Annotated in this window: 17 protein-coding genes; 4 read left to right on the top strand and 13 right to left on the bottom strand. The window is 70.8% G+C overall.

All coding sequences use genetic code 11. The features are described from left to right. Window positions 1-2: 2 nt before the first annotated feature. The 10 genes from ACGFY9_RS24230 to ACGFY9_RS24185 all read right to left on the bottom strand — a co-directional run bounded on the left by ACGFY9_RS24230 (window position 3) and on the right by ACGFY9_RS24185 (window position 12,143). Entirely contained in the window at window positions 3-593 is a 591-nt protein-coding gene (locus ACGFY9_RS24230; protein WP_393757255.1) for a hypothetical protein, read from the bottom strand. Next, on the bottom strand, window positions 481-1,437 hold the full coding sequence (locus ACGFY9_RS24225; RefSeq protein WP_393757253.1) for an FkbM family methyltransferase: 957 nt from the start codon (window positions 1,435-1,437) through the stop codon (window positions 481-483). Before ACGFY9_RS24225 ends, ACGFY9_RS24230 begins: the two co-directional genes overlap by 113 nt. After that, complete coding sequence (locus ACGFY9_RS24220; RefSeq protein ID WP_019060261.1) at window positions 1,434-1,643, bottom strand: Trm112 family protein; 210 nt, start codon at window positions 1,641-1,643, stop codon at window positions 1,434-1,436. The genes ACGFY9_RS24225 and ACGFY9_RS24220 overlap by 4 nt, the downstream gene beginning before the upstream one ends. Then, window positions 1,640-2,545: a hypothetical protein gene (locus ACGFY9_RS24215; RefSeq protein WP_393757429.1), complete on the bottom strand. Its 906-nt coding sequence runs from the start codon at window positions 2,543-2,545 to the stop codon at window positions 1,640-1,642. The genes ACGFY9_RS24220 and ACGFY9_RS24215 overlap by 4 nt, the downstream gene beginning before the upstream one ends. 23 nt (window positions 2,546-2,568) lie before the next feature. Next, entirely contained in the window at window positions 2,569-3,306 is a 738-nt protein-coding gene (locus ACGFY9_RS24210; protein ID WP_393757251.1) for a methyltransferase domain-containing protein, read from the bottom strand. Further along, window positions 3,303-4,604, bottom strand: coding sequence for a condensation protein (locus tag ACGFY9_RS24205; protein ID WP_393757249.1), 1,302 nt, complete (start codon window positions 4,602-4,604; stop codon window positions 3,303-3,305). The genes ACGFY9_RS24210 and ACGFY9_RS24205 overlap by 4 nt, the downstream gene beginning before the upstream one ends. After that, window positions 4,601-8,929, bottom strand: coding sequence for an alpha-(1->3)-arabinofuranosyltransferase family protein (locus ACGFY9_RS24200; protein ID WP_393757427.1), 4,329 nt, complete (start codon window positions 8,927-8,929; stop codon window positions 4,601-4,603). The genes ACGFY9_RS24205 and ACGFY9_RS24200 overlap by 4 nt, the downstream gene beginning before the upstream one ends. Continuing rightward, window positions 8,926-9,690: a class I SAM-dependent methyltransferase gene (locus ACGFY9_RS24195; RefSeq protein WP_393757425.1), complete on the bottom strand. Its 765-nt coding sequence runs from the start codon at window positions 9,688-9,690 to the stop codon at window positions 8,926-8,928. Before ACGFY9_RS24195 ends, ACGFY9_RS24200 begins: the two co-directional genes overlap by 4 nt. A 50-nt stretch (window positions 9,691-9,740) precedes the next feature. After that, entirely contained in the window at window positions 9,741-10,928 is a 1,188-nt protein-coding gene (locus ACGFY9_RS24190) for a glycosyltransferase family 4 protein (protein WP_393757248.1), read from the bottom strand. A 237-nt stretch (window positions 10,929-11,165) separates the two neighbouring features. After that, window positions 11,166-12,143 (bottom strand): DUF3068 domain-containing protein, encoded by a 978-nt coding sequence (locus tag ACGFY9_RS24185; protein ID WP_393757246.1) that lies wholly within the window; start codon window positions 12,141-12,143, stop codon window positions 11,166-11,168. A 154-nt stretch (window positions 12,144-12,297) separates the two neighbouring features. Here ACGFY9_RS24185 and ACGFY9_RS24180 point away from each other — a divergent pair, with 154 nt between their 5' ends. The 4 genes from ACGFY9_RS24180 (at window position 12,298) to ACGFY9_RS24165 (ending at window position 15,453) form a co-directional block, all read left to right on the top strand. Next, on the top strand, window positions 12,298-12,450 hold the full coding sequence (locus ACGFY9_RS24180) for a hypothetical protein (RefSeq protein WP_327404313.1): 153 nt from the start codon (window positions 12,298-12,300) through the stop codon (window positions 12,448-12,450). 4 nt (window positions 12,451-12,454) lie between these two features. Further along, a complete protein-coding gene (locus tag ACGFY9_RS24175; protein WP_393757244.1) occupies window positions 12,455-13,696 on the top strand; it encodes a PucR family transcriptional regulator in 1,242 nt (413 codons plus the stop codon). Window positions 13,697-13,840: 144 nt separating this feature from the next. After that, on the top strand, window positions 13,841-14,614 hold the full coding sequence (locus ACGFY9_RS24170) for an IclR family transcriptional regulator (protein WP_393757242.1): 774 nt from the start codon (window positions 13,841-13,843) through the stop codon (window positions 14,612-14,614). Then, complete coding sequence (locus ACGFY9_RS24165; RefSeq protein ID WP_393757240.1) at window positions 14,611-15,453, top strand: SMP-30/gluconolactonase/LRE family protein; 843 nt, start codon at window positions 14,611-14,613, stop codon at window positions 15,451-15,453. The genes ACGFY9_RS24170 and ACGFY9_RS24165 overlap by 4 nt, the downstream gene beginning before the upstream one ends. A gap of 76 nt (window positions 15,454-15,529) precedes the next feature. Here ACGFY9_RS24165 and ACGFY9_RS24160 read toward each other — a convergent pair whose 3' ends face one another. From ACGFY9_RS24160 to ACGFY9_RS24150, 3 genes are read right to left on the bottom strand one after another with little or no spacing between them, the layout of a single operon-like run. Continuing rightward, window positions 15,530-16,717, bottom strand: a complete 1,188-nt coding sequence (locus ACGFY9_RS24160) for an MAB_1171c family putative transporter (RefSeq protein WP_393757238.1) — start codon at window positions 16,715-16,717, stop codon at window positions 15,530-15,532. Next, on the bottom strand, window positions 16,714-17,913 hold the full coding sequence (locus tag ACGFY9_RS24155; protein ID WP_393757236.1) for an MAB_1171c family putative transporter: 1,200 nt from the start codon (window positions 17,911-17,913) through the stop codon (window positions 16,714-16,716). The genes ACGFY9_RS24160 and ACGFY9_RS24155 overlap by 4 nt, the downstream gene beginning before the upstream one ends. Further along, entirely contained in the window at window positions 17,910-18,449 is a 540-nt protein-coding gene (locus tag ACGFY9_RS24150) for a toxin (protein WP_393757234.1), read from the bottom strand. The genes ACGFY9_RS24155 and ACGFY9_RS24150 overlap by 4 nt, the downstream gene beginning before the upstream one ends. Between the last annotated feature and the right edge of the window lie 36 nt (window positions 18,450-18,485).

Genomic DNA, 18,485 nt, shown 5'->3' with positions numbered 1-18,485 from the left:
CGTCAGTCGTTGACCGCCGTTCGCTGGAGGAGGCCCCAGGTGAACTCGGCCGCGCACTGGCGGCGTACGCCCTGCGCGTCCGGGGCGGTGAAGGCGAGGCCCCAGCGGGTGGGGGCCGTGCCCTCCAGGGGGCGGGCGGGGGCGAAGGCGCGGGCCGCCTCGTCGACCGTGCAGGACCAGGGGGTCAGGTCGTCGAGGGTGTGGAGGGGCGGGGGTGTGGCGCCGGGGGCGCGGACCAGCCATTCGTTCCACACGGCGCCGTTCGGCGCGGTGAGCACCTCGAAGCGGAGGTCGGGCCAGAGGGGGACCGGCCACTGCCAGGCCTCGCAGTCGAGGTCGCCGATCCTGCGCTTCGTGGTCGACTCGGGGGTGCCGAGGATCGAGCGGTACCGGGAGGCGGCGGCCCGGCCGCGCGGGGAGTGCAGCATCGCCTGCCAGCGCTTGTTGGCCTCGCGCATGTCGGCGATCGAGACGCCCAGCTCATGACGGGCGTTCTCGACCAGGTCCGGGTTGTGGTCCGCCATGCGGCGCAGCAGGACCAGTTGGAAGTCGAGGGGGCCGAAGGGGCTCGCGGGGCGTTTCGTCTCGGGCATGCGATCCATCGTCGCGCACGGCACTGACATCGGGCCTGGCACCGGGGGTGCGGCCGTCGGCGAGGAAGAGCACCGAGTTGACGTAACGGGGCCCGCGCGCGAAGGGCAGGACCCGGCGCAGCAGCCCCTGGGAGACGACGTACGAGGTCCGGGCCTGGTGCTCCTCCAGGGGGAAGGCCGCGAGCCGGACCCAGTCCCTGTCCCTGTCCGGGAGGACCCAGCCCTCGTAGCCGAGCAGCGACAGATAGCTCACCACCGGGGCGATCGGCTGGATACGGGACTCCAGTTCGACGAAGAGCGCGGGGCGGTCGCGGGTCAGGAGGCCGGTCGCGCCGTGCAGGACGGCTAGTTCGCTGCCGTCGACGTCGATCTTGATGAATCCGACCTCCCGCAGCCCCAGCCCGTCGAGCGTGACGCACTGGACGTGCACGGCGCGGGCGTGGATGTCCCGGCGGACCAGCGACGACACCCCCCGGTCGCCCTCGTCGCCCGGCGGCAGCCACAGACGGGCCGTGCCGGGACGGTCGGAGGCGGCGGCCGGGACCACCCGGGCGTGCGCGGGGGCGGCAGCGGCGAGGAGCCGTGCCAGGTGCGGAACGGGTTCCACGGTCACCACCTCGCGCGCGTGTCTCCAGAGCCGGTGCGTCCAGGGGCCGTACCAGCCGCCCACGTCGACCGCCGTGCCGCAGTCGGGCGGCAACAGGTCGGCCAGACGGGCCAGTTCGGGCTCGAAGCGGGGGTAGACGGCGCGGGCGGTGGCGGCGACCAGGCGGGTGGGGAGGAGGGGCGCGAGGCGGGCGGTGAGGGTGCGGGGAGCGGGCTTCCCAGGGCTTGTGGGGGTCATGGGGCCATCCGTTTGAGGAGTTCCAAGTGCTCGGCGTCGTCGGTCACTTGCTCCCCGGACGAGGGCAGCAGTTGCGGGATGCCGTCGACGATGGGGTAACGGCGGCGTAGGCGCGGGTTGTAGAGCGCGTCCGTGGGGAGCAGGTGCAGCGGGCCCTTGTCGAGCGGGCAGGCCAGGATCTTCAGCAGGGGGTCGTCCGGATTCATGGGGGTGTCAACTCCTTGGCCTCGACCGGTGGTTGAGGCGCGTCGTCGTGCTTCGGCATGGTCAGCAGCACGGTGACCGCCAGGAGGGTGCCCCCGATCCGCAGGGCCAGCCGCAGCGGGTCGTGCGGCAGGGCCTCGCCGAACGCGAGCGTGCCGAGCACCGCCGTGAACAGACTGGTCACCGTCGTGCACACCGGCACGATCAGCGAGGCCCGGCAACGCTGCAGCGCCGCCTGGGACATGACCAGGCCGAACGCGCCGGTGAAGAGGAGGAGGTAGGGGTACGGGGACCGGAGCAGACCGACTACCGCCCCTCCCAGGTCACTTGTCGTCAGGTAGCTCGACACGCCCTTGATGGCGAGCGAGCTGACCCCGTACAACAGGCCCACCGCCACGCCGTATTCGACGCCCGTGGTGGGCAGCCGGTGGCGGTGGCCGGCGCTGCGCTCGGTGGACCGGTACAGCCAGACGCCGGCGGCGAGCGAGGGCACGCAGACCAACAGGATCAACGGGTAGGGCGCGTTGCGGCTGACGTGGTCCGAGCCTTCCTTGAGGGACAGCACGACCATCAGCAGGGCGACGAGGATCGCGCCGAGCGCGTACCGTTCGCGGCCGCTGGTCTCCTCGCCGAGCATGCGGGCGGACAGCAGCACGAGCAGCACCAGGCCGGACACGAAGATGCCCTGCGCGGCGGCGATCGGCAGCGTCCGGTACACGGCGAGCTGCGCGCCGAACCCGGAGGCCAGCGCGAGGGAACCGCCGATCCACAACGGGCTGCCCAGCACCAGCCGCAGGAGCCTTGCCGGTTGACGGACCGTCACCTCGGGCAGGGCCGCGAGCGCCCGTTTCTCCAGGACGAAGCCGGTGCTGTACAGCACGTTCGCCAACAGGGCCGCCGCCACTCCCCACCACACGGCCGCGCCCCCTACGTCTTCCGCGCGTGCAGCAGCAGGATCGACGCCAACTGCGGTCTGGCACAGGCCAGTCGGTCGAGGGGGCGGAGCGGTCGCGGTACGCCGTGGAAGGGCGCGCCCTTGAGCCCTACGACCTCGAAGCCGGCCGCCGACACGAACTCCCGTAACGCACGCGGGGTGTAGAGCCGCAGATGCCCTACGACCTCCTTGCCCGGGCGGCCGTGGATCGCGCGCAGGCTCACCTCTGAGAACACGGGCTGGACGCCGGCGAGCAGCAGGGCGCGGTTGTACCAGGCGGCCAAGTTCGGGGTGGACAGCATGAGATGGCCTCCCGGGCGCAGCACGCGGCGGATCTCGGCGAGCGCGGTGTCCGGGTCGACGAGATGCTCGATGACCTCGCTGAACAGGACGGCGTCGGCGGCGTCTGTGCGGAGCGGCAGTGCGGTGAGTTCGCCTCGGACCGTGTACGGGAGGTGGGTACGAGCGCGGGTCAGGGCGTCCTGGGACCAGTCGACGCCGATGACGCGGTGGCCGGTGAGGAGGGGTGCGGCGGTGGCGGCGGCCGTCGCGTCGCCGCAGCCGATGTCGAGGATAGTGCGGGGGTTCTCGGTGGCCGGGCCCAGCGCGGTGGCGAGGATGCGGGCCTGGCGGAGCGTGCGGGAGGGGCCGGAGGCGACGGGGACGGCGGGGTTCTCGTAGAAGTCGCGGAGGTCGGGGCGCACCTGGTTCGGGGGAGTGGTGGTCGTCATGTCGGGTGCTCCTCCGTCGTGTGCAGGTAGTGCTCGAACAGGTCGCGGAGGTGGGCTCCGTCGCCGGGGCCGAGGAGGGTGCGGGACCAGCGCAGGGCAACGTGCAGTTTTCCCGCGGTGGACGCCGTCGTCACGGTGAGGCCGCGGGGCATGCGGGCGGGGGCGGAGAACCAGACCGCGTGCGCGCGGCCCGCCGGGTCGCCGAAGTCCAGGGTGTAGGGGATGCGGCCGATGTTGCTGAGGAGGGTGGTCGAGGTCCAGGGGGCGGCTGCCCGGCGCAGGCCTCGGGTGAGGGTGGCTCGCCAGGCGACGGGGACGACCGGGGCCGTCAACAGGGTTGCTCCGTGGCCCAGTTGGGGGCGGGGGAGGGCCTTGAGGGCGCGGGTCCTGGTTGCCGTGCGGTGGAGCAGTCCGGCCATGCGATGGTCGGGGGCGGTGGTCAACTCGTCCGGGGCGAAGGTGACTTCGACGAGTCTCGTGCCGTTGCCGATGGGCATGTCCGTGCCGCGGGGGCGGTCGTCCACGGGCATCGTGATGCGCAGCGGGCGGGGGTGTGCGCCGTGTTCGCGGTTCCAGTGGGCGATCATCAGGGCCGTGGTGACCATGAGTTGGTCGTTCACCGTGTACGGGGAGCCCTTGGGGCGGTGCGGGACCGGGAGTTCGGTGAGGAGCAGGCCGTTGCCGCCGGGGGTCGGGGCGGGGGTGCCGGGGGCGACTCGGGCGGGTGGGGTCCATACGGAGGGGGTGTCCGTGGGGGGTTCCGGGGTGTCCGGGGGGCGGGTCGGTGGGGCGGTCGGGGAATTGTCCTTGCCGCCGTACAGCTCCGCTGCGGTGGCGAGGATGCGGAGGCAGGCGGGGCCGTCCAGGGCGGTGTGGTTGACCGTGAGGACGAGGGCGGTTCCGTGGGGGAGTTCGATTGCTTCGAGGCGGATGGGTGGGGATGCGGTGAGGGGTGGGGTGTGGGTGAGGGAGCGCGTGCGGGCGTGTTTGAGGGCGTCTCGGGTGGGGGGCGGGAAGGTGACCACCTCCAGGTCGGGGGTGTCGGTCAGCTCCCATTCGTAGCGGCGGCGGTACCAGGGGCCGGGGGCCTCGCGCATGAGGATGCGGGGGTGGTGGTGCAGGGCCTCGGTGAATGCCGTGCGGAGGCGTTCCGCGTTTACGGGGCCCGGGAGGTGGACCTCTATGTGGACGGTTTCCGGTTCGGCGGACTGGTGGCAGTGGCGGGCGATTTCGTCGACTGTGGGGAAGGGGATGCGGGTGGGGGTGTTGGTGCGGGGAGGTTGGTCGAGTGTGGTCATTGGGGGTCGTCCTTTTGGTGCGGGCCGGTGGGGGCTGGTCGCGCAGTTCCCCGCGCCCCTAGCGGGTCTTCGCCGTGGGGCGTCGGGCCGTTGCCGGTCTCCGGTCCGGTGGGGGCTGAGCGCGCCGTTCCCCGCGCCCCTGAAGGGGCGCCGTTGTCTGCCTCCGGTTCCGAGCCGCCAATGTCACGGCCCCGCGCCCCTGTCGGGGCGCTCCACTCCCGGACGCTTACCAGTGCCGCGAACAAGCCGATCAGTGCGAGGAGTTGGGCCGTGCGGCTGAACGCTCCCTCGCCTGCGCCTACTGGCTCGCCCGCGCCCGTTGCCGCCGCGATGCCTGCCCCCGCCAGTGCCACGAACGCGATCGGGACCAGCAGTGCGTGTCTGCGGTAGGCGAGCAGGGCCAATGCCGGGACCAGGAGGGCGAACCAGCCCGCTATCACCACTCCGACCAGCGTCAGCGCCACCGTGCCGAGCCACAGGCCGGGCAAGGGTGGGGGTGGTTGCACCTCGTCGGAACTCGGTTCGTGTCGGCGCCAGATCACCAGGGCCAGGAGGGCGGCCAGGGCGACTCCGCTGCCTATGAGGCCGGCCTCGTAGGCTGTCGCCGGTTCGTAGGTGAGCTTGATCGTGCCGCCCGCTCCTGCCGGGACGCGCCAGCCCTGTTGCCAGCCGTCCAGGCGGAGTGGGGTCAACTCCTTGCCGTTCAGGGTGGCTTTCCAACCCGTGTTGTAGTTCTCGTACGTGCTGAGGTACGAGGCCGTGCCCGAGCCGACCGTCACCTCTCGGCGGTCGCCCAGCCAGTCCTTGATCGTCAACTCGCGTGTCTGGGCGGTGGGTTCGGTGACCGTTCCCCGGGTCAGCGTCACGTCCGTGAGGGTCAGCGGGCCTGCGTCGCCTGCCTCCACCCGGTGTGTGCCCGACGTCAGCTCCAACCCGGCGTCAGTCCGCCCCTGCTGACAGAGCGTCACCTCCACCTCTCGCCGTGCCGTCAGGTCGCCTACCGTTCCCTTCACGCTGGTCGGGTACAGCTCGCCGTCCACCGCCACCACCGGGCCCTTTCCACAGGGCAGGGTGAAGGGGAGGGACGGGTCCGGCTGGGGGGTGCGGTACTGGTCAAGGGCCGGGATGTAGGCCTCGGTCAGGCCCACCGGTAGTTGGAGGTTGTCGTCGGCTATCGGGTTGTGGAGGGTCAGAGGGGCCGTTTTCGTGATCGTGATGGTCAGGCTGTCCGTGGTGATCGGGTCGAAGCGGGTTACGCCGTTCTCGTCCACGCCCGCGATCGTCGAACCGTCCGGTGACGTGATGTCCACCTCGGTCGGGCGCGTCGACAGGCCGCCCGCGGGGGCCAACACCACTTCGCCGACTGCCTGTTTGCCGGTCCAGCTGAGGTGGATCGTCGGGCGGTCGCCCGCTATCCAGCCCGTCGTCAGGTCGCCGTCCGTGAGGTTGCGGGCGGAGAGGCCCGTGCCAAGTGCGGCTGTGGAGTCCGCTGTTGCCGTGATGCGGTGCTGTTGGGCGGGGGCCACTTCGTAGAGGAGCTTGTCCAACTCCTCGCCGGGCGTTGCCACCGCGGTCGCCTTCATCTCGTACGTTCCCGCCGTGGACGTCGAGAACGTGCGGTGCAGGCCCGCCTCCGTGCCTGTCGGGGAGAGGCCCGTCGGGTCGGCCGTGCGGTGCAGGGAGACGATCTCGGCGGAGGCGTCGGTCGTGTTCGCGTCGGTGGGGAGCTTGAGGAGCCGGGTGACCTGGACGTGAGGCAGGGCGATCTCGGAGAAGCCCGCGCCGGTCAGGCCGGTGTGGCGGGCGACCGAGTCGACGATCGTCAGCTTCATCCAACTCGTCGTGCCTGCGGGTGCCTTGATGGTCTGCGTCATGCCGTTCGGCTGGAGGTAGCTGGTCGCCGAACCCTGCGCCGTCTCCACCCTCACCTCCGTCGCCGCCGCCCGCACGCTCTCCTGCGGGAGCGGGGTGACCTTGAACGAACCCGGCATGTCGTACGACCCGCCCGCGAAGCCGATGCGCAGCCACTGCCCGTTCGCCGAGCCCGCAGAGCCCTCCGCCCACGCGGTGTCCGGGTTGCCGTCGAAGGCGTTCACCGGGTCGAACTGGGGCAGGGAGAACAGCCAGTTGCCGCTGGAGGACGCCGTCACCGAGCGGGCGCCGCGCAGCTGCGCCACCGTCTGGTGGGCGATTCCCTTCGTCGGCAGGATCTGTTTCGGTTTCTTGCCGGCGTCCTGGACCGCGTCGGGCGCGTTGCGTTCGTCGGGGGTGTATGTGTACGACGTGTTGGCGTCGACCAGGCCGAACCGGGTGTCGGCGCGGCGCAGTCCGTCGCCCACCACCTGGAGCGTGGGTGAGCCAAGGCCCGGGTGGTTGTCGCCCGTCAACACCGTTGCCCTGCCCCGGAGTTCGGTGGCGAGGGGGAGGAGGGACTCCGGGCCGCCGGAGACCACCGCCGTGTCGGACACCGGCGTCAGGCCTGCCTGGCCGGGGCGGATCACGTCCTTGCTCGTCGGTTCGTAGATCTCCACCGCCCGTTGGCGCGGGTAGAGGCCCTCGACTTGGAGCGGGGTGTCATTGGCGATGCGGCCGCCGGTCATGACCGGGCCGAGGCCCGTCACCCGTTGGTAGCCGGACTGCTCAAGGGTGCGTTTGACCGTGGTGGTCGGGACGTAGCCGATCTGGTCGGGGTCCAGGTCGTTGCGTACGACGACGTAGTAGATGCCCGCTCGGCTCAAGTAGTCGGCCAGGCCCGGGACTTCGCCGCCGCTGGCCAGCGCCTGTTCCACCGCGTCCATCGCCCGGCGGTTGCCGGGGGTGCCCATCGGGACGTAATCGCGTTCCGCCCAGCGGGAGTCGGCGAGGACGTCCAGGGGCTCGTCGATGGGGGAGCCCCAGGTGTAGATGCCGTGCGCGGTCGCCGGGACGACCAGGGCGCGGGAGTCGGGGGAGTACTTGTGCAGCCAGTCCGCCGTGGACTGCCAGTACTTGGGGAGCTGCTGGAACGAACCCGGGTTCAGGATCGACCCGTTGAGATACGGCCACGCCAGCCCGGGGAGCACGAGGATCGCCGCGATCAGCGGAGCGAGTCGGCGGCCCGGCACCGGGCGGGCCCCGCGTGTCTCGGCGGCCACGCCCACCAGGTGGGCCAGGCCCAGGACGAGCGCGAGGGCCAGGCCCGCCTGGAACTTGTAGATGTTGCGGAAGGGGACGAGCGGGCCGTTCAGCCAGTCCTGCACCAGCCCGTGGAACGGCGCGCCGAACGAGCCGCCGTACCCGGCGAACAGGATCAGCGCGACCGACACCGCGATCAGCACCAGCCAGCGCCGCTCCGGCATGTCCCGTCTGGCCAGCCCGGCGAGACCCAGCCCTGCCGCGAGGGCCGAACAGACGATGACGATCACCGAGGACGCGACCGTCCAGCCGGCCGGTATCCAGGCCTCCCCGAGGTGCAGATAGGCGACCCAGTCACCGGCTCCGCGCAGGCCCTCCGTCGCCGACATGGTGTCGGTCGTGGTCTGCGAAGTCTCCACGTAGGGAAGGAAGTTCTCCCCGTAGACCCCGAGCATGAGCAGCGGAATCCACCACCACGCCGTCGCCAGGATCACCCCCGGCACCCACCAGGCGAGCAGCTTGCGCTGCCGTGGTCCGGGTGGCCGGGAGAGCAGATACAGGCCGACGGGGAGGAGCGAGGCGAGCGTCGCGGCCGCGTTGACGCCGCCCATGAACGGGACGATCAACGCCGAGCGCAGGGCCGCGATGCGGGCCGTGTAGCGCTCGTTGGTCAGCGGCAGCAGGACCCAGGGGAGAAAGGCCCCGGGGAGGGCGGCGGCCGAGGTGGACCCCACGACGATCGTGAACACCGGCCACAGCGCGTACGTCACGGCGGCGAGCAGCCGGGACGCGGGACTGCCCACGCGCAGCCGTTCGGCCAGGCGCAGCGCGCCCCAGAAGGCGACCGACACGACGAGCGACAGCCACAGCCGTTCCGCGAGCCACACCGGCAACCGCACGGCGTGGGCGAGCCAGTAGAACGGGAGCATCGGCCAGAGATAGCCCGCGTACTGGTCCTGGATACCGCCGAACGAACCCCGGTCGTGCCACAACTGCCCCAGGTCGGACAGGAATTGACCCGGGTCCACGGTGACGCCGAGCTTGGTGTCGAAGGTCTGCCGCCCCGGATGCACGGCGAGGAACAGCACGAACACCACGGCCCAGAACCCCAGCAGCCAGCGCCATGACCTCGGCCCCTCCGGGGGACCCGCGACGGTCGTGATGGTGGGGTCGGCCGCCGGGGGCGGAGCCTGGACCGTGGTCGCCGTCATGGTGGACACCGCCGGAGGATGAGGAGGAGGTTCCAGGTGGCCAACTCCCTTATCCCGGGCGCTTTTACGATGGCTCGGTCGAGGAAGGGCCAGTAGCGGGAACGCGCCGCGACGACCATGACGTCGTCACGCGCACGGACCTGCCGCAGGGTGGCGCCGATGTGCACGGCGAACAGGTTCTCGCCGAGAGTGTGCTTGGCCGGCTTTCCGGTACGGCGCCGGTAGCGGGCGCGGGCTCGTTCGGCACCGAGGTAGTGCCAGGGCGCCCACTCGTGACCGCCCCACGGGGACAGCCAGTTGGTGAACGACACATAGATCAGCCCACCGGGCCGGGTCACCCGAGCCAACTCACTGAGAAACGTCTCCGGATCGGCCACGTGCTCAAGGACGTTGGAGGAGAAGGTGACATCTGCGATCCCGCCGGACAGGGGCAGCAGATACCCGTCCGCGATGACTGTCCCGTCGGGCGGCTTCTGTCCCAACTCCCGTACGTCAGGCTCGAAAAGGTAGGCGTGAGCCCCGCGCCGCCGAAACTCCTCGGTGAAATACCCGCTGCCCCCGCCGACATCCACGACGGTACGACCGACGACGGGCCCGTAGTAGGCCTCGACTTGATCGGCAGCATCACGGGCAAGGAGGGAGTAGCAGAATTCCGGGTCGTCTTGTTCATGCAGAAAGGCGCGAAACAGGGCAAGGGAGCGCTGGAGAGAGGGATCTTTCCAATCCCGGCGAGTTTTGAAGGGGCGCGGGGCTGTATCGATATGCGGCTCCGCCGCGGGGCGCGACCAGCCCCCACGCACCCGCAGCCAACTCACGACCCCCAGCCCTTCACCGCCTCAGCGGCCACCAAACGAAACTGTCTGACCGTCCGATCCCAGCGATAACGCCCCGCCAGATCACGCGCAGCCCGGCCCATCACCTCACGCCGCTCCCCGGACAAGGCCAACGCACACCACGCCGCCGCGAACGAGGACTCCCCGCGAGCCAGCACACCCGTCTCCCCGTCCACGACCGAGTCCCGCAGCCCAGGCACGTCGAACGCGATCGCCGGAGTCTCCCGAGCCGCAGCCTCAGTCACCACCAAGCCCCACCCCTCCAGTGCGGAAGGGTGCAGCAACAGCCAGGCCGCACACAGCAGTTCGTGTTTCCGGGCCTCGGAGACATGCCCGGTGAACTCCACCCCAGGCCCGGCGAGTTGCTCAAGCCGCTCCCGCTCAGGCCCGTCCCCGACGATCAGAAGCCGCCCGCCGACAACGGGACGTACCCGCTCCCACAACCGCAGCAACAGATCGATCCGCTTGTACTCGACCAACCGCCCCACAGCCACGAAAAGCGGCTCGACGGAACGCTCGGCCCGGGGCCCCGGTTCCTCGACTCCGTTATGGACAACCCGGATCCGCTCCCGCGCGACCCCGATCCCGCGCAGCGCGTCCGCGGTCGAGGGAGACACCGCGACCAGCAGCCCACGATGCTGCGCCCCGGTCAGCGCCCAGTGCTCAAGTCTTCGCCCGATCCGTGCGGCCGGCGCCATCGGCCCGCCGAACCGCATCTTCCACAGATCCGTGTGGACATGGTTGACCAGGCACAGGGTCGGTCCGCGATGCCACACGGGCGCGAAGTACGGCATCCCGTTGCACACCTCGACCAACAGGTCGCAGTCACCGATCTGCTGGGTGAAAGCGCTGCGGGCGCGCAGGAAGTGGCCGTAGGCGCCACCCGCCGAGACGACCCGGTAGTCGCGGTAGGCAGCAGGCCCACCGCACAACAGGGTGACCTGGTGGCCGAGTCGGGTCAGGCCGTCGGCGAGTCTGTCCACGAGGAGTTCGGAGCCGCCGGCCTGGACATTGCCGAGGTCCCGGTGGGCGAGGAAGACGATCCGGCGCGGTTGCGGCACCGGCGCCTGGGCGTGCTGCACGCCCGGGGAAAACGGGGCGCGGTGGGGGTCCCCCCGCCCGAGCACATCCGAGGGCGGGGGAGTGTAGGGCACGTGCTGGGGCATGGGTGCTCCAACTCGTCTCAGGGTGCGGAACGTTGGTGGATCAGGGTGTGGAAATCGGGCAGATCGGGCGCGGAACTCTGGTGGAACTCCCCGGGGTCGGTGCGGGTCGGGGCGGGGCGCGGTGCGGAGTTCTGTGGGTGGGCTGTGCCGGGGTGGGGTGGACAGTTTTCGCCCCGGCGTTCCTGACGGCTACTCACCCGCATGACAATTTCCGGGGTTATTAGAACTGACGTCACGTCACATCGTGGGTGGATACTCGGGTGAAGCGGGGGATTCCGGGCGCCTGCGGCCGCGTAGCACCAAAACGCCGCCCGCCATGGCGAGGACGAATCCGGCCACAGCGGCACCGATCGGCAACGACTGCCCCACCAGGCGCAGTTGGCCGCTCTCCCGCTTCGCCAGTTTCACCTGTTCCTTCTGGGTGGCCGTGGTGAACGCGAGCTTGTCGGCGTCCAGGAGGAGGACCGCGTCGTAGGCGTGACCGGGAGCGCGCAGGGTGCGGCGGGGGCCGGTCCGGGCGTAGATCACCCGGCCGGTGCGCTGGTCGACGATCAGCTCGATGCCGTGGTTGGAGTACCACTCCTCGGCCAGGATCTGGGGGGAGGCGGGCTGGTCGACGAGGCTGCCGGGGACCAGCCGGGTGCCGATCTTCGTGGGCGGGACCGTGCCCTTGAAGACGTAACCCGAGTAGCCCTGCACCTTCTTGGTCCCCGCGTAACGCAGAGTCACCGTCGCGCCGAGGGAGTTGTCCCACCACTGGTACGGCTGTTTCCGCACGTCGAAGGGGAACTTCAGGTAGGCGTCGCCCTCGAAGTACGGGTTCTCGTGGCAGCAGTGCACGGGCTTGTTGGTCTTACGGTCCGTGACCCAGCGGTTGGGGAAGAACTCCAGGGCGTCGTGCGGATCGGCGGCCGGCAGGGACTTGTCGGTGTCGACGGTCGTGGTGACGTCCCAGACCGCGTCCCCGCTCTTCTCGCTGTCCGCGACATCGCCGCGCACCTGCTGGGTGACGGTGATCCGCTGGTCGTCCACGGTCCGCAGCTCGCCGGTGTCGAAGTAGCTTCCGGTGCCCCGGTAGACGGCGGTCGTGTCGATGTCGATCGGGGTCACGGCGGCCCGCGGTTCGACGTACCACGCCAGCAGCGGCGCCAGGACCAGCAGAAACGTGCCAAGTCCCAGCAGGATCAAGGAAAATGGAGAGGTCGTACGGCGCATCCGGACACTCCAGTGAAAGTTGGTGACGGAGTTCGGGCCGCTCTTGGGCCGGGAACCGTAGAGGGCCCTTGACGGAGTGTCAATGTCTGCCGACACTGGGCCGACGGGCAGGGGCAGGGCGCACGGACCTCAGGACAGAGAGGCTGATCCCGCGATGCCCAGACTGCTCGCCGCCGCACTCACCATGGTCCTGGCCGCCGCCCTCGCCGTGGGCGCCGCGCTCGGTGTCGTCGCGCTGCTGGACGCGAGACCGGCTCAGCCGAACACGCCCTTGGTCACGTACGAGCAAGCGGGCCAGGGGAGTTGACCCCGTGTCGGCACGTCCGGCGACCGTGACGGCGCGTTCGGCGTGGCACGACGTACCGCGGCTCCAGGTACGGGAGTTCGCGGCGATCGCCATGGCCGAGGCGCCCGCGCTCGCCGAGGAGATCCTGCGGGAGATCCGCCGCGAGCATCCCCAACTTCCCCTGGTTCTAGACGACTCGGGTGAGCCGATGGCTCTGGTCGGCATCCGTCGCGCCATCGAGGTGTTCGTCCAGCACCTGGAGACCGCCGAGGGCCGCCCGACCGTACCGCCGGGCGTCTTCCAGGAGTTCGGGCGCGGCGAGGGCCTGCACGGCCGCAGTCTCGACTCGCTCCAGGCGATCTACCGGATGGGCGTGCGGCTCGCCTGGCGGCGGCTGGCCGAGATCGGGCAGCGGGTCGAGATTCCGCCGCCCGCGATGTACGCGCTCGTCGACGCGGGCTACGAGTATCTGGACGGGCTGGTCGACCAGTCCGTGCGCGGGTATGCCGAGGCCGCCGCGCGGCAGGCGGGGGAGCGGCTGCGGCTCCAGCGGCGGCTCATGGAACTCCTCCTCGCCGAGCATCACCGGGGCGACCCGACCGAGGCCCTCGCCGAACGCGCCGCCCGCATCGGCTGGCCGCTCCCCGACAAGGTCGCCGTGGGCGTCCTGCTGCGCCCGGCCCGCGAGGCCGTCGCCCCCGCCGTAGGGCAGGAGGTCCTGCTCGACATGGAGTACGACCAGCCGCGCATGGTCGTGCCCGAGCCGGATGCCGCCGGGCGGCCCGAACTGCTGCACCGGGCGCTGACCGGCTGGGCCGGGGCGATCGGGCCGCCGGTGCCGCTGGCCGACGCGGTGAAGTCGGCGCGCTGGGCCCAGGCGGCCGTAGGGCTGATGGAGCGGGGGCTGTTGCCGGGCGGGGGTGTTCTGTACTGCACCGAGCACACCGAGGCGTTGGTGCTGCTGCAGCCGGAGGAGCTGATCGACGATCTCGCGCTGCGGTGTCTCGCGCCGCTCGCGCACTCCGGGCCGACGCATCGGCGGCGGCTCGCCGAGACCCTGCTGGCGTGGCTGGAGACGCGGGGCGGGGCGCCGGAGGTGGCCGCGCGGCTCGGCGTGCATCCGCAGACCGTGCGGTACCGCCTGCGGCAGATCCGCGAACTGTGGGGTGACGAGATCGACCACCCGGACCGCCGGTTCGAGCTCGAACTCGTGCTGCGCGCCCAGCGGTTGCGTGGTGAACTGGGCGATCCCAGGGCCGCTCGGTAGTCACATGGTCACGCGACCATTGCCCGTGCAACCCTCTATGGCTAGCCTGTGTTCGTCATGCCGATCGTCAGTTGAAATTTCGAACACGACGGTCGGTGCGACACCCCATACAGCCACTCGCAGACACCTAGAAGGGGGCCGGTTGTGGGACGACTCGTACCTGCCGTGACCCGGGCTCTCGATATTCTTGAGCTCTTCCTCGACGGGGACGGGACGCTCTCCGCCCCCGACATCGTGCGCAAGCTGCAACTGCCGCGCACGACCGTGCACGAACTGGTCACCACCCTCGCGGCCCGGTCGTACATCGTGCCCGTGCCCGGACAGCCGGGACGTTACCGGCTGGGAGTCCGTCCGTACCAGCTCGGGAGCCGATACGCCGAGCAGCTCGACCTCGCCGCCGAGGGGCAGCAGGTCGCCCGGTCCGTCGCCGAGACCTGCGACGAGACCGTGCACGTCGCGATCCTCGAAGGCACCGACGTCATCTACATCGCCAAGGTCGACTCCACGCACGCGGTGCGGATGGTGTCGGCGGCGGGGCGTCGGCTGCCCGCGCACTGCACGTCCGTGGGCAAGATGCTGCTCGCCTCGCTGCCCGAGCCGGAGCTGACCGCGCGCATCCCCGGGGATGTGTCGTTGGTCGCGATGACGCCGAACAGCATTGTCGAGCCGGCCGCTCTGCGGGAGGCTCTCGCCGAGATCCGGTCGCGCGGGGTCGCTGTCGAGAGCCGTGAGTCGAATCCGGATGTGTCGTGTGTCGCGGCGCCGGTCCGGGACCGTACGGGGCAGGTCGTCGCCGCTCTTTCCATTTCCGTTCCCATGATCCGGTGGAGCGACGAGCGGCGGGTCGAGTTGGAGCAGCTTGCCGCGAAGGGTGCGGCTGAACTGTCGGAGCGGCTCGGGCATCGGAGCGTGGGATGACGTACGAGGTGGCTGTACGGGCCGAGGCGACGCTGGGGGAAGGGCCTACGTGGGATGCGGAGGCCGGGCGGTTGATCTGGATCGACATCCTTGGGTCCCGGGTGCATACGTACGACCCTGTGTCCGGCGTGCGTACGGTTCGGGTGACCGAGCAGCATGTGGGGGCCGCGAAGCCCCGTGTCGGTGGGGGGCTCGTTCTCAATCTGCGGGACGGGGTCGGGCTTGTCGATCCCGACGGGGAGTTCCGGTGGTTGCATCGGGAGCCCGTTGCCGGGCGGCGGGCCAATGACGCGGCCGTGGCGCCTGACGGGGCGTTGTGGGTGGGCACGATGCGGTACGACGAGGCGGCTTGTGGGGGCACGTTGTCGCGGGTTGCCGGGGACGGTTCTGTGCGGCTGATCCTCGATGACGTGGCCGTGAGCAACGGGACGGGGTGGAGTCCTGATGGACGGTTGATGTACTACATCGACTCGCCTACTCGTCGGATCGACGTGTTCGAGTACGCGGACGGGCGGGTGTCGAAGCGGCGGCGGTTCGCGGAAGTTGAGGTCGGCGCGGGGTTTCCTGATGGGCTCACCGTTGATGCGGACGGGTGTGTGTGGGTGGCGTTGTGGGGTGGGGGTGCGGTGCGGAGGTATACGCCGGACGGGGAGTTGGAGCGGGTTGTTTCTTTGCCGGCCTCGCTGGTCACTGCGTGTGCGTTCGGGGGTGCGGATTTGAGTGACTTGTACGTTACGACCGCTCGGGTGGGGCTTGCGTCGCCGCATCCGGTGGCTGGGTCGCTGTTGGTTGTGCCGGGGGCCGGGAAGGGAGTGGCGCAGCCTGCTTTTGCCGGGTGATGAGGGTTCTATTTTGGCTGCGGGGCGGTGGGGGCTGGTCGCGCAGTTCCCCGCGCCCCTAAAAGCAAAAGAACCTTCAGTCCCCTGAACTTTCCAAGGCCTCCAGCGTTTTGCTTTCCGCCGGTGTTGCCGTCAGGCGGGAGCGGGCGAGTGCCCTTGCCAGTTCTACCAAGCCGCCCGTGTCGGAGACTTCCGTGGCGTAAAGGCGGTACGTGCTCGGGGTGTTGAAGGGTTGTTCTTGGGCGGCGGCTCGGCGGGCGGCGTCGGCGACCATGGCCGCTTCGGCGGTCACTCGGGCCTCGTGGGCGGAGTGGCCGTCGTGGAGGGCGGCGTGGCGGGTGCGTTCGCGGAGGTGGTCGTCGAAGTAGGGGGTGAGGGCCAACAGGCCGTCGTGGATGGAGACTTCGCGCCAGTGGAGGCGCATGCGGGGGAGCTGGCGCAGGGCGCTGGGGGGCTTCGGGGCGATGGACGCGAAGCGGACCTCCGACCACAACGGGCCCAGTCCGCGCAGGTCGTTGAGGTCGCGCCAGTGGGCTCGGGCCATGGGCAGGAGCCGCGGAAGGGCGAAGCCGGCCGAACAGGTCAGGGCGGCCAAGGAAGCCATCGGCGGGGCGACGCCGGTGGAGAGGAAGTCGAGGTCGTGGCCGGTCCAACGGGCCACCAGCGCCGTGTACTTGACGAGCTGGAAGCCGACCACGTCCAGCAGGGTGCCGAGGAGGATCAGCTGCAGGCCGGTCCTGAGCAGGCCGGTCACCTCGCGGGCCCAGGTGACGCACACGGTGCACAGCGCGAGGGTGGCCGCGCTGTGTCCGAGCAGGTAGAGCACGATCATCTCGCGCATGTACGGCGTGTCGGCGTAGTACGTGTCGAGGTCGGTGAGCCGCTCGGCGCTCGGGTCGGCCAGCGTGAACAGCACGGCGATGGTCACGATCAGCGCGCCGTAGGCGGCCATGCTGCGCAGGACCATGCGGCGGATCCGGGCGGGGGAACCGCCCCGCCAGTGGATCAGCAGGACGAGCAGGGAGCAGCTGTACGCGGAGAGCATGCCGTAGGTCAGCGGGGCGCCGAAGTTGGGGACGCCGGTGAGGCGGTTGACCGCGCGCAGGGTCAGCGGTGCCGAGCAGACCAGGGCCAGCGAGCCGAGGACGATCGCCGCGCAGGTGGACACGGTCAGCGGGTCGCGCGGGATCCGCCAGGGGCGGCGCAGCAGCACGGTGCAGGACAGCCCGAAGACGGCGGCGGCGAGGTACACCATGAGGCTCATGCCCGGGTGCTCCCTTCCGTCGTGCCGGTGCGGACCCGGGCGACGAGCGGGGAGCGGGTCAGCGCGTCCGCGATGGGCACGAGGAGGGCGGTGCCGGGGGCGCGGTCGGGGAGCCGGCCCGGTTCGTCGGCGGCCGTGACGTGCGGGCTGTCGTCGTGTTCCTCGACGTCGTGCCTCCGCTCCTCGGCCACGGCCGCCGCCACGACCGCCGCCCACGCCGTCGCCTCGGCCTGCTCCGGGTCGCCGGTGGTGCGTGCCGCTGCCTCCAACGTCCTTTCGTACAGGGCCCGGTCGAAGAACGCGTCCAGGTGGCCGAGCGCGTTGTGGATGCTCGTCTGCCGCCACACCAGCCGGGTCGCGGGGGAGGACCAGCGCGGCCGGGGCAGCCGTAGCGCGCGGCGGGTGAGGAGTTCGGCCAGCTCGTGCTCCAGCGGTTCGAGACCGGCGTACGTCCGCCGGGCCTGCCGCCACTGGGTCAGCCGGGGGCCGGTCAGCGGGATCAGGACGCCTACGACGGTCAGCACCGCGCCCAGTCCGGCGGCGACCGGCGAGACCGTCGTGCCGAGCCGCGTCCAGTCCCGGCCGCACCAACGGGCGATGACCGCCGCGAACTTGGTCAGGCTGTACCCGGCGCCGCACAGCGAGCCGACGCCCAGCGTGATCAGGCCCGCGCGGAGCCAGCCGTGCACCTGGCGCGCCCAGCGCAGCGCCGACACCGCGGTGACACTGACGGCGGCGAGGTGCCCTGCCAGGTACAGCACGATCATCTCGGCGATGAACGGCGTGGTCGCGTAGTAGGTGTCCAGGTCGGTGCGGCGCTCCACGGGGGTGCGGCCCAGCGCGAACGTCACGGCGATGCCGATGAGGATGAAGGCGTACGCCACGATCCAGCGGCGGGCGGTGCGGTGGACGTGCGGTCCGCCCCGCCAGTAGACGATCAGGACCTGCGAGGAGGCGCCGTACGCGGTGACCGACGCGTAGGTCAGCGGCGCGGCGAGGTTCGGGATGCCGCTGAGGTGGTTGACCGCGCCGACGGTGGGCGGCGCGCCGAGGAGGAAGCAGGCCCCGGCCAGGCCGAGGAACACGCAGATGACCCGGAGGTAGGGGTCGTGCCAGTGGCGTATCAGGTCCGGGGTCTTCACCAGCACGCCCAGCCACAGCAGGCCGCAGCTGAGGTAGTCGATCAGGCTGCTCATTTTCTGGTCCCGCGGTAGTTGAGGGCGGCGCCGATCCGCCCGGCGACACCCTGCTGTGAGCTGTCGTCCGCCACGGCGGGGTCGTGCGCGGGGTTCGCCGTGGCCGCCGCCTCCAGCCAGGGCCGCAGCCTGCCGCTCATCAACATGCCGAACCTGTCCGCCTCTTGCTCGTCGGCGAGGCTGAAGTCGGTTCGGGCGGCGACGGGCCGGGGGCTGCCGTCTGCGGTCGGCGCGGGGGCGGGCCGCTCGGTCCGCTGGTGCATGTGCCACACCTCGTGGCAGAAGATCACGATCTGGTGCCAGGCGGCGGCCCGCTTGTCGATGACGATGACGTCGTAGGTGTCGCCCTCCAGCCACAGTCCGCTGGCGGTGTGCGGCGGGAACACCTCGCGGCGGACGACGACCTCACGTCCCCGCCAGCGCGTGACGGAGTCGACCAGCGCGTCGAACAGGGCCTCGGGGTCGGCCGGGACCGGGACGCGCATGGGGTCGATGAGGGCACCGGCGAACCGGCGCATCTCCTTCTTCGTGCGCACCGCTGCAATATGCCAGGACATACGCCGACTCAGCCA

This window comes from Streptomyces sp. NPDC048504, assembly GCF_043200035.1.
In the GTDB taxonomy this organism is placed as follows: domain Bacteria; phylum Actinomycetota; class Actinomycetes; order Streptomycetales; family Streptomycetaceae; genus Streptomyces.
This window is presented reverse-complemented; position numbering and strand designations above follow the sequence as displayed.

Excerpts from the sequence above, each read along its gene's own strand:
- ACGFY9_RS24230 (WP_393757255.1), bottom strand. The coding sequence starts at position 593 with ATGCCCGAGACGAAACGCCCCGCGAGCCCCTTCGGCCCCCTCGACTTC.
- ACGFY9_RS24210 (WP_393757251.1), bottom strand. The coding sequence starts at position 3,306 with ATGACGACCACCACTCCCCCGAACCAGGTGCGCCCCGACCTCCGCGAC.
- ACGFY9_RS24180 (WP_327404313.1), top strand. The coding sequence starts at position 12,298 with ATGCCCAGACTGCTCGCCGCCGCACTCACCATGGTCCTGGCCGCCGCC.
- ACGFY9_RS24155 (WP_393757236.1), bottom strand. The coding sequence starts at position 17,913 with ATGAGCAGCCTGATCGACTACCTCAGCTGCGGCCTGCTGTGGCTGGGC.
- ACGFY9_RS24165 (WP_393757240.1), top strand. The coding sequence starts at position 14,611 with ATGACGTACGAGGTGGCTGTACGGGCCGAGGCGACGCTGGGGGAAGGG.
- ACGFY9_RS24200 (WP_393757427.1), bottom strand. The coding sequence starts at position 8,929 with ATGACGGCGACCACGGTCCAGGCTCCGCCCCCGGCGGCCGACCCCACC.
- ACGFY9_RS24160 (WP_393757238.1), bottom strand. The coding sequence starts at position 16,717 with ATGAGCCTCATGGTGTACCTCGCCGCCGCCGTCTTCGGGCTGTCCTGC.
- ACGFY9_RS24225 (WP_393757253.1), bottom strand. The coding sequence starts at position 1,437 with ATGACCCCCACAAGCCCTGGGAAGCCCGCTCCCCGCACCCTCACCGCC.
- ACGFY9_RS24185 (WP_393757246.1), bottom strand. The coding sequence starts at position 12,143 with ATGCGCCGTACGACCTCTCCATTTTCCTTGATCCTGCTGGGACTTGGC.
- ACGFY9_RS24190 (WP_393757248.1), bottom strand. The coding sequence starts at position 10,928 with ATGCCCCAGCACGTGCCCTACACTCCCCCGCCCTCGGATGTGCTCGGG.
- ACGFY9_RS24205 (WP_393757249.1), bottom strand. The coding sequence starts at position 4,604 with ATGACCACACTCGACCAACCTCCCCGCACCAACACCCCCACCCGCATC.
- ACGFY9_RS24220 (WP_019060261.1), bottom strand. The coding sequence starts at position 1,643 with ATGAATCCGGACGACCCCCTGCTGAAGATCCTGGCCTGCCCGCTCGAC.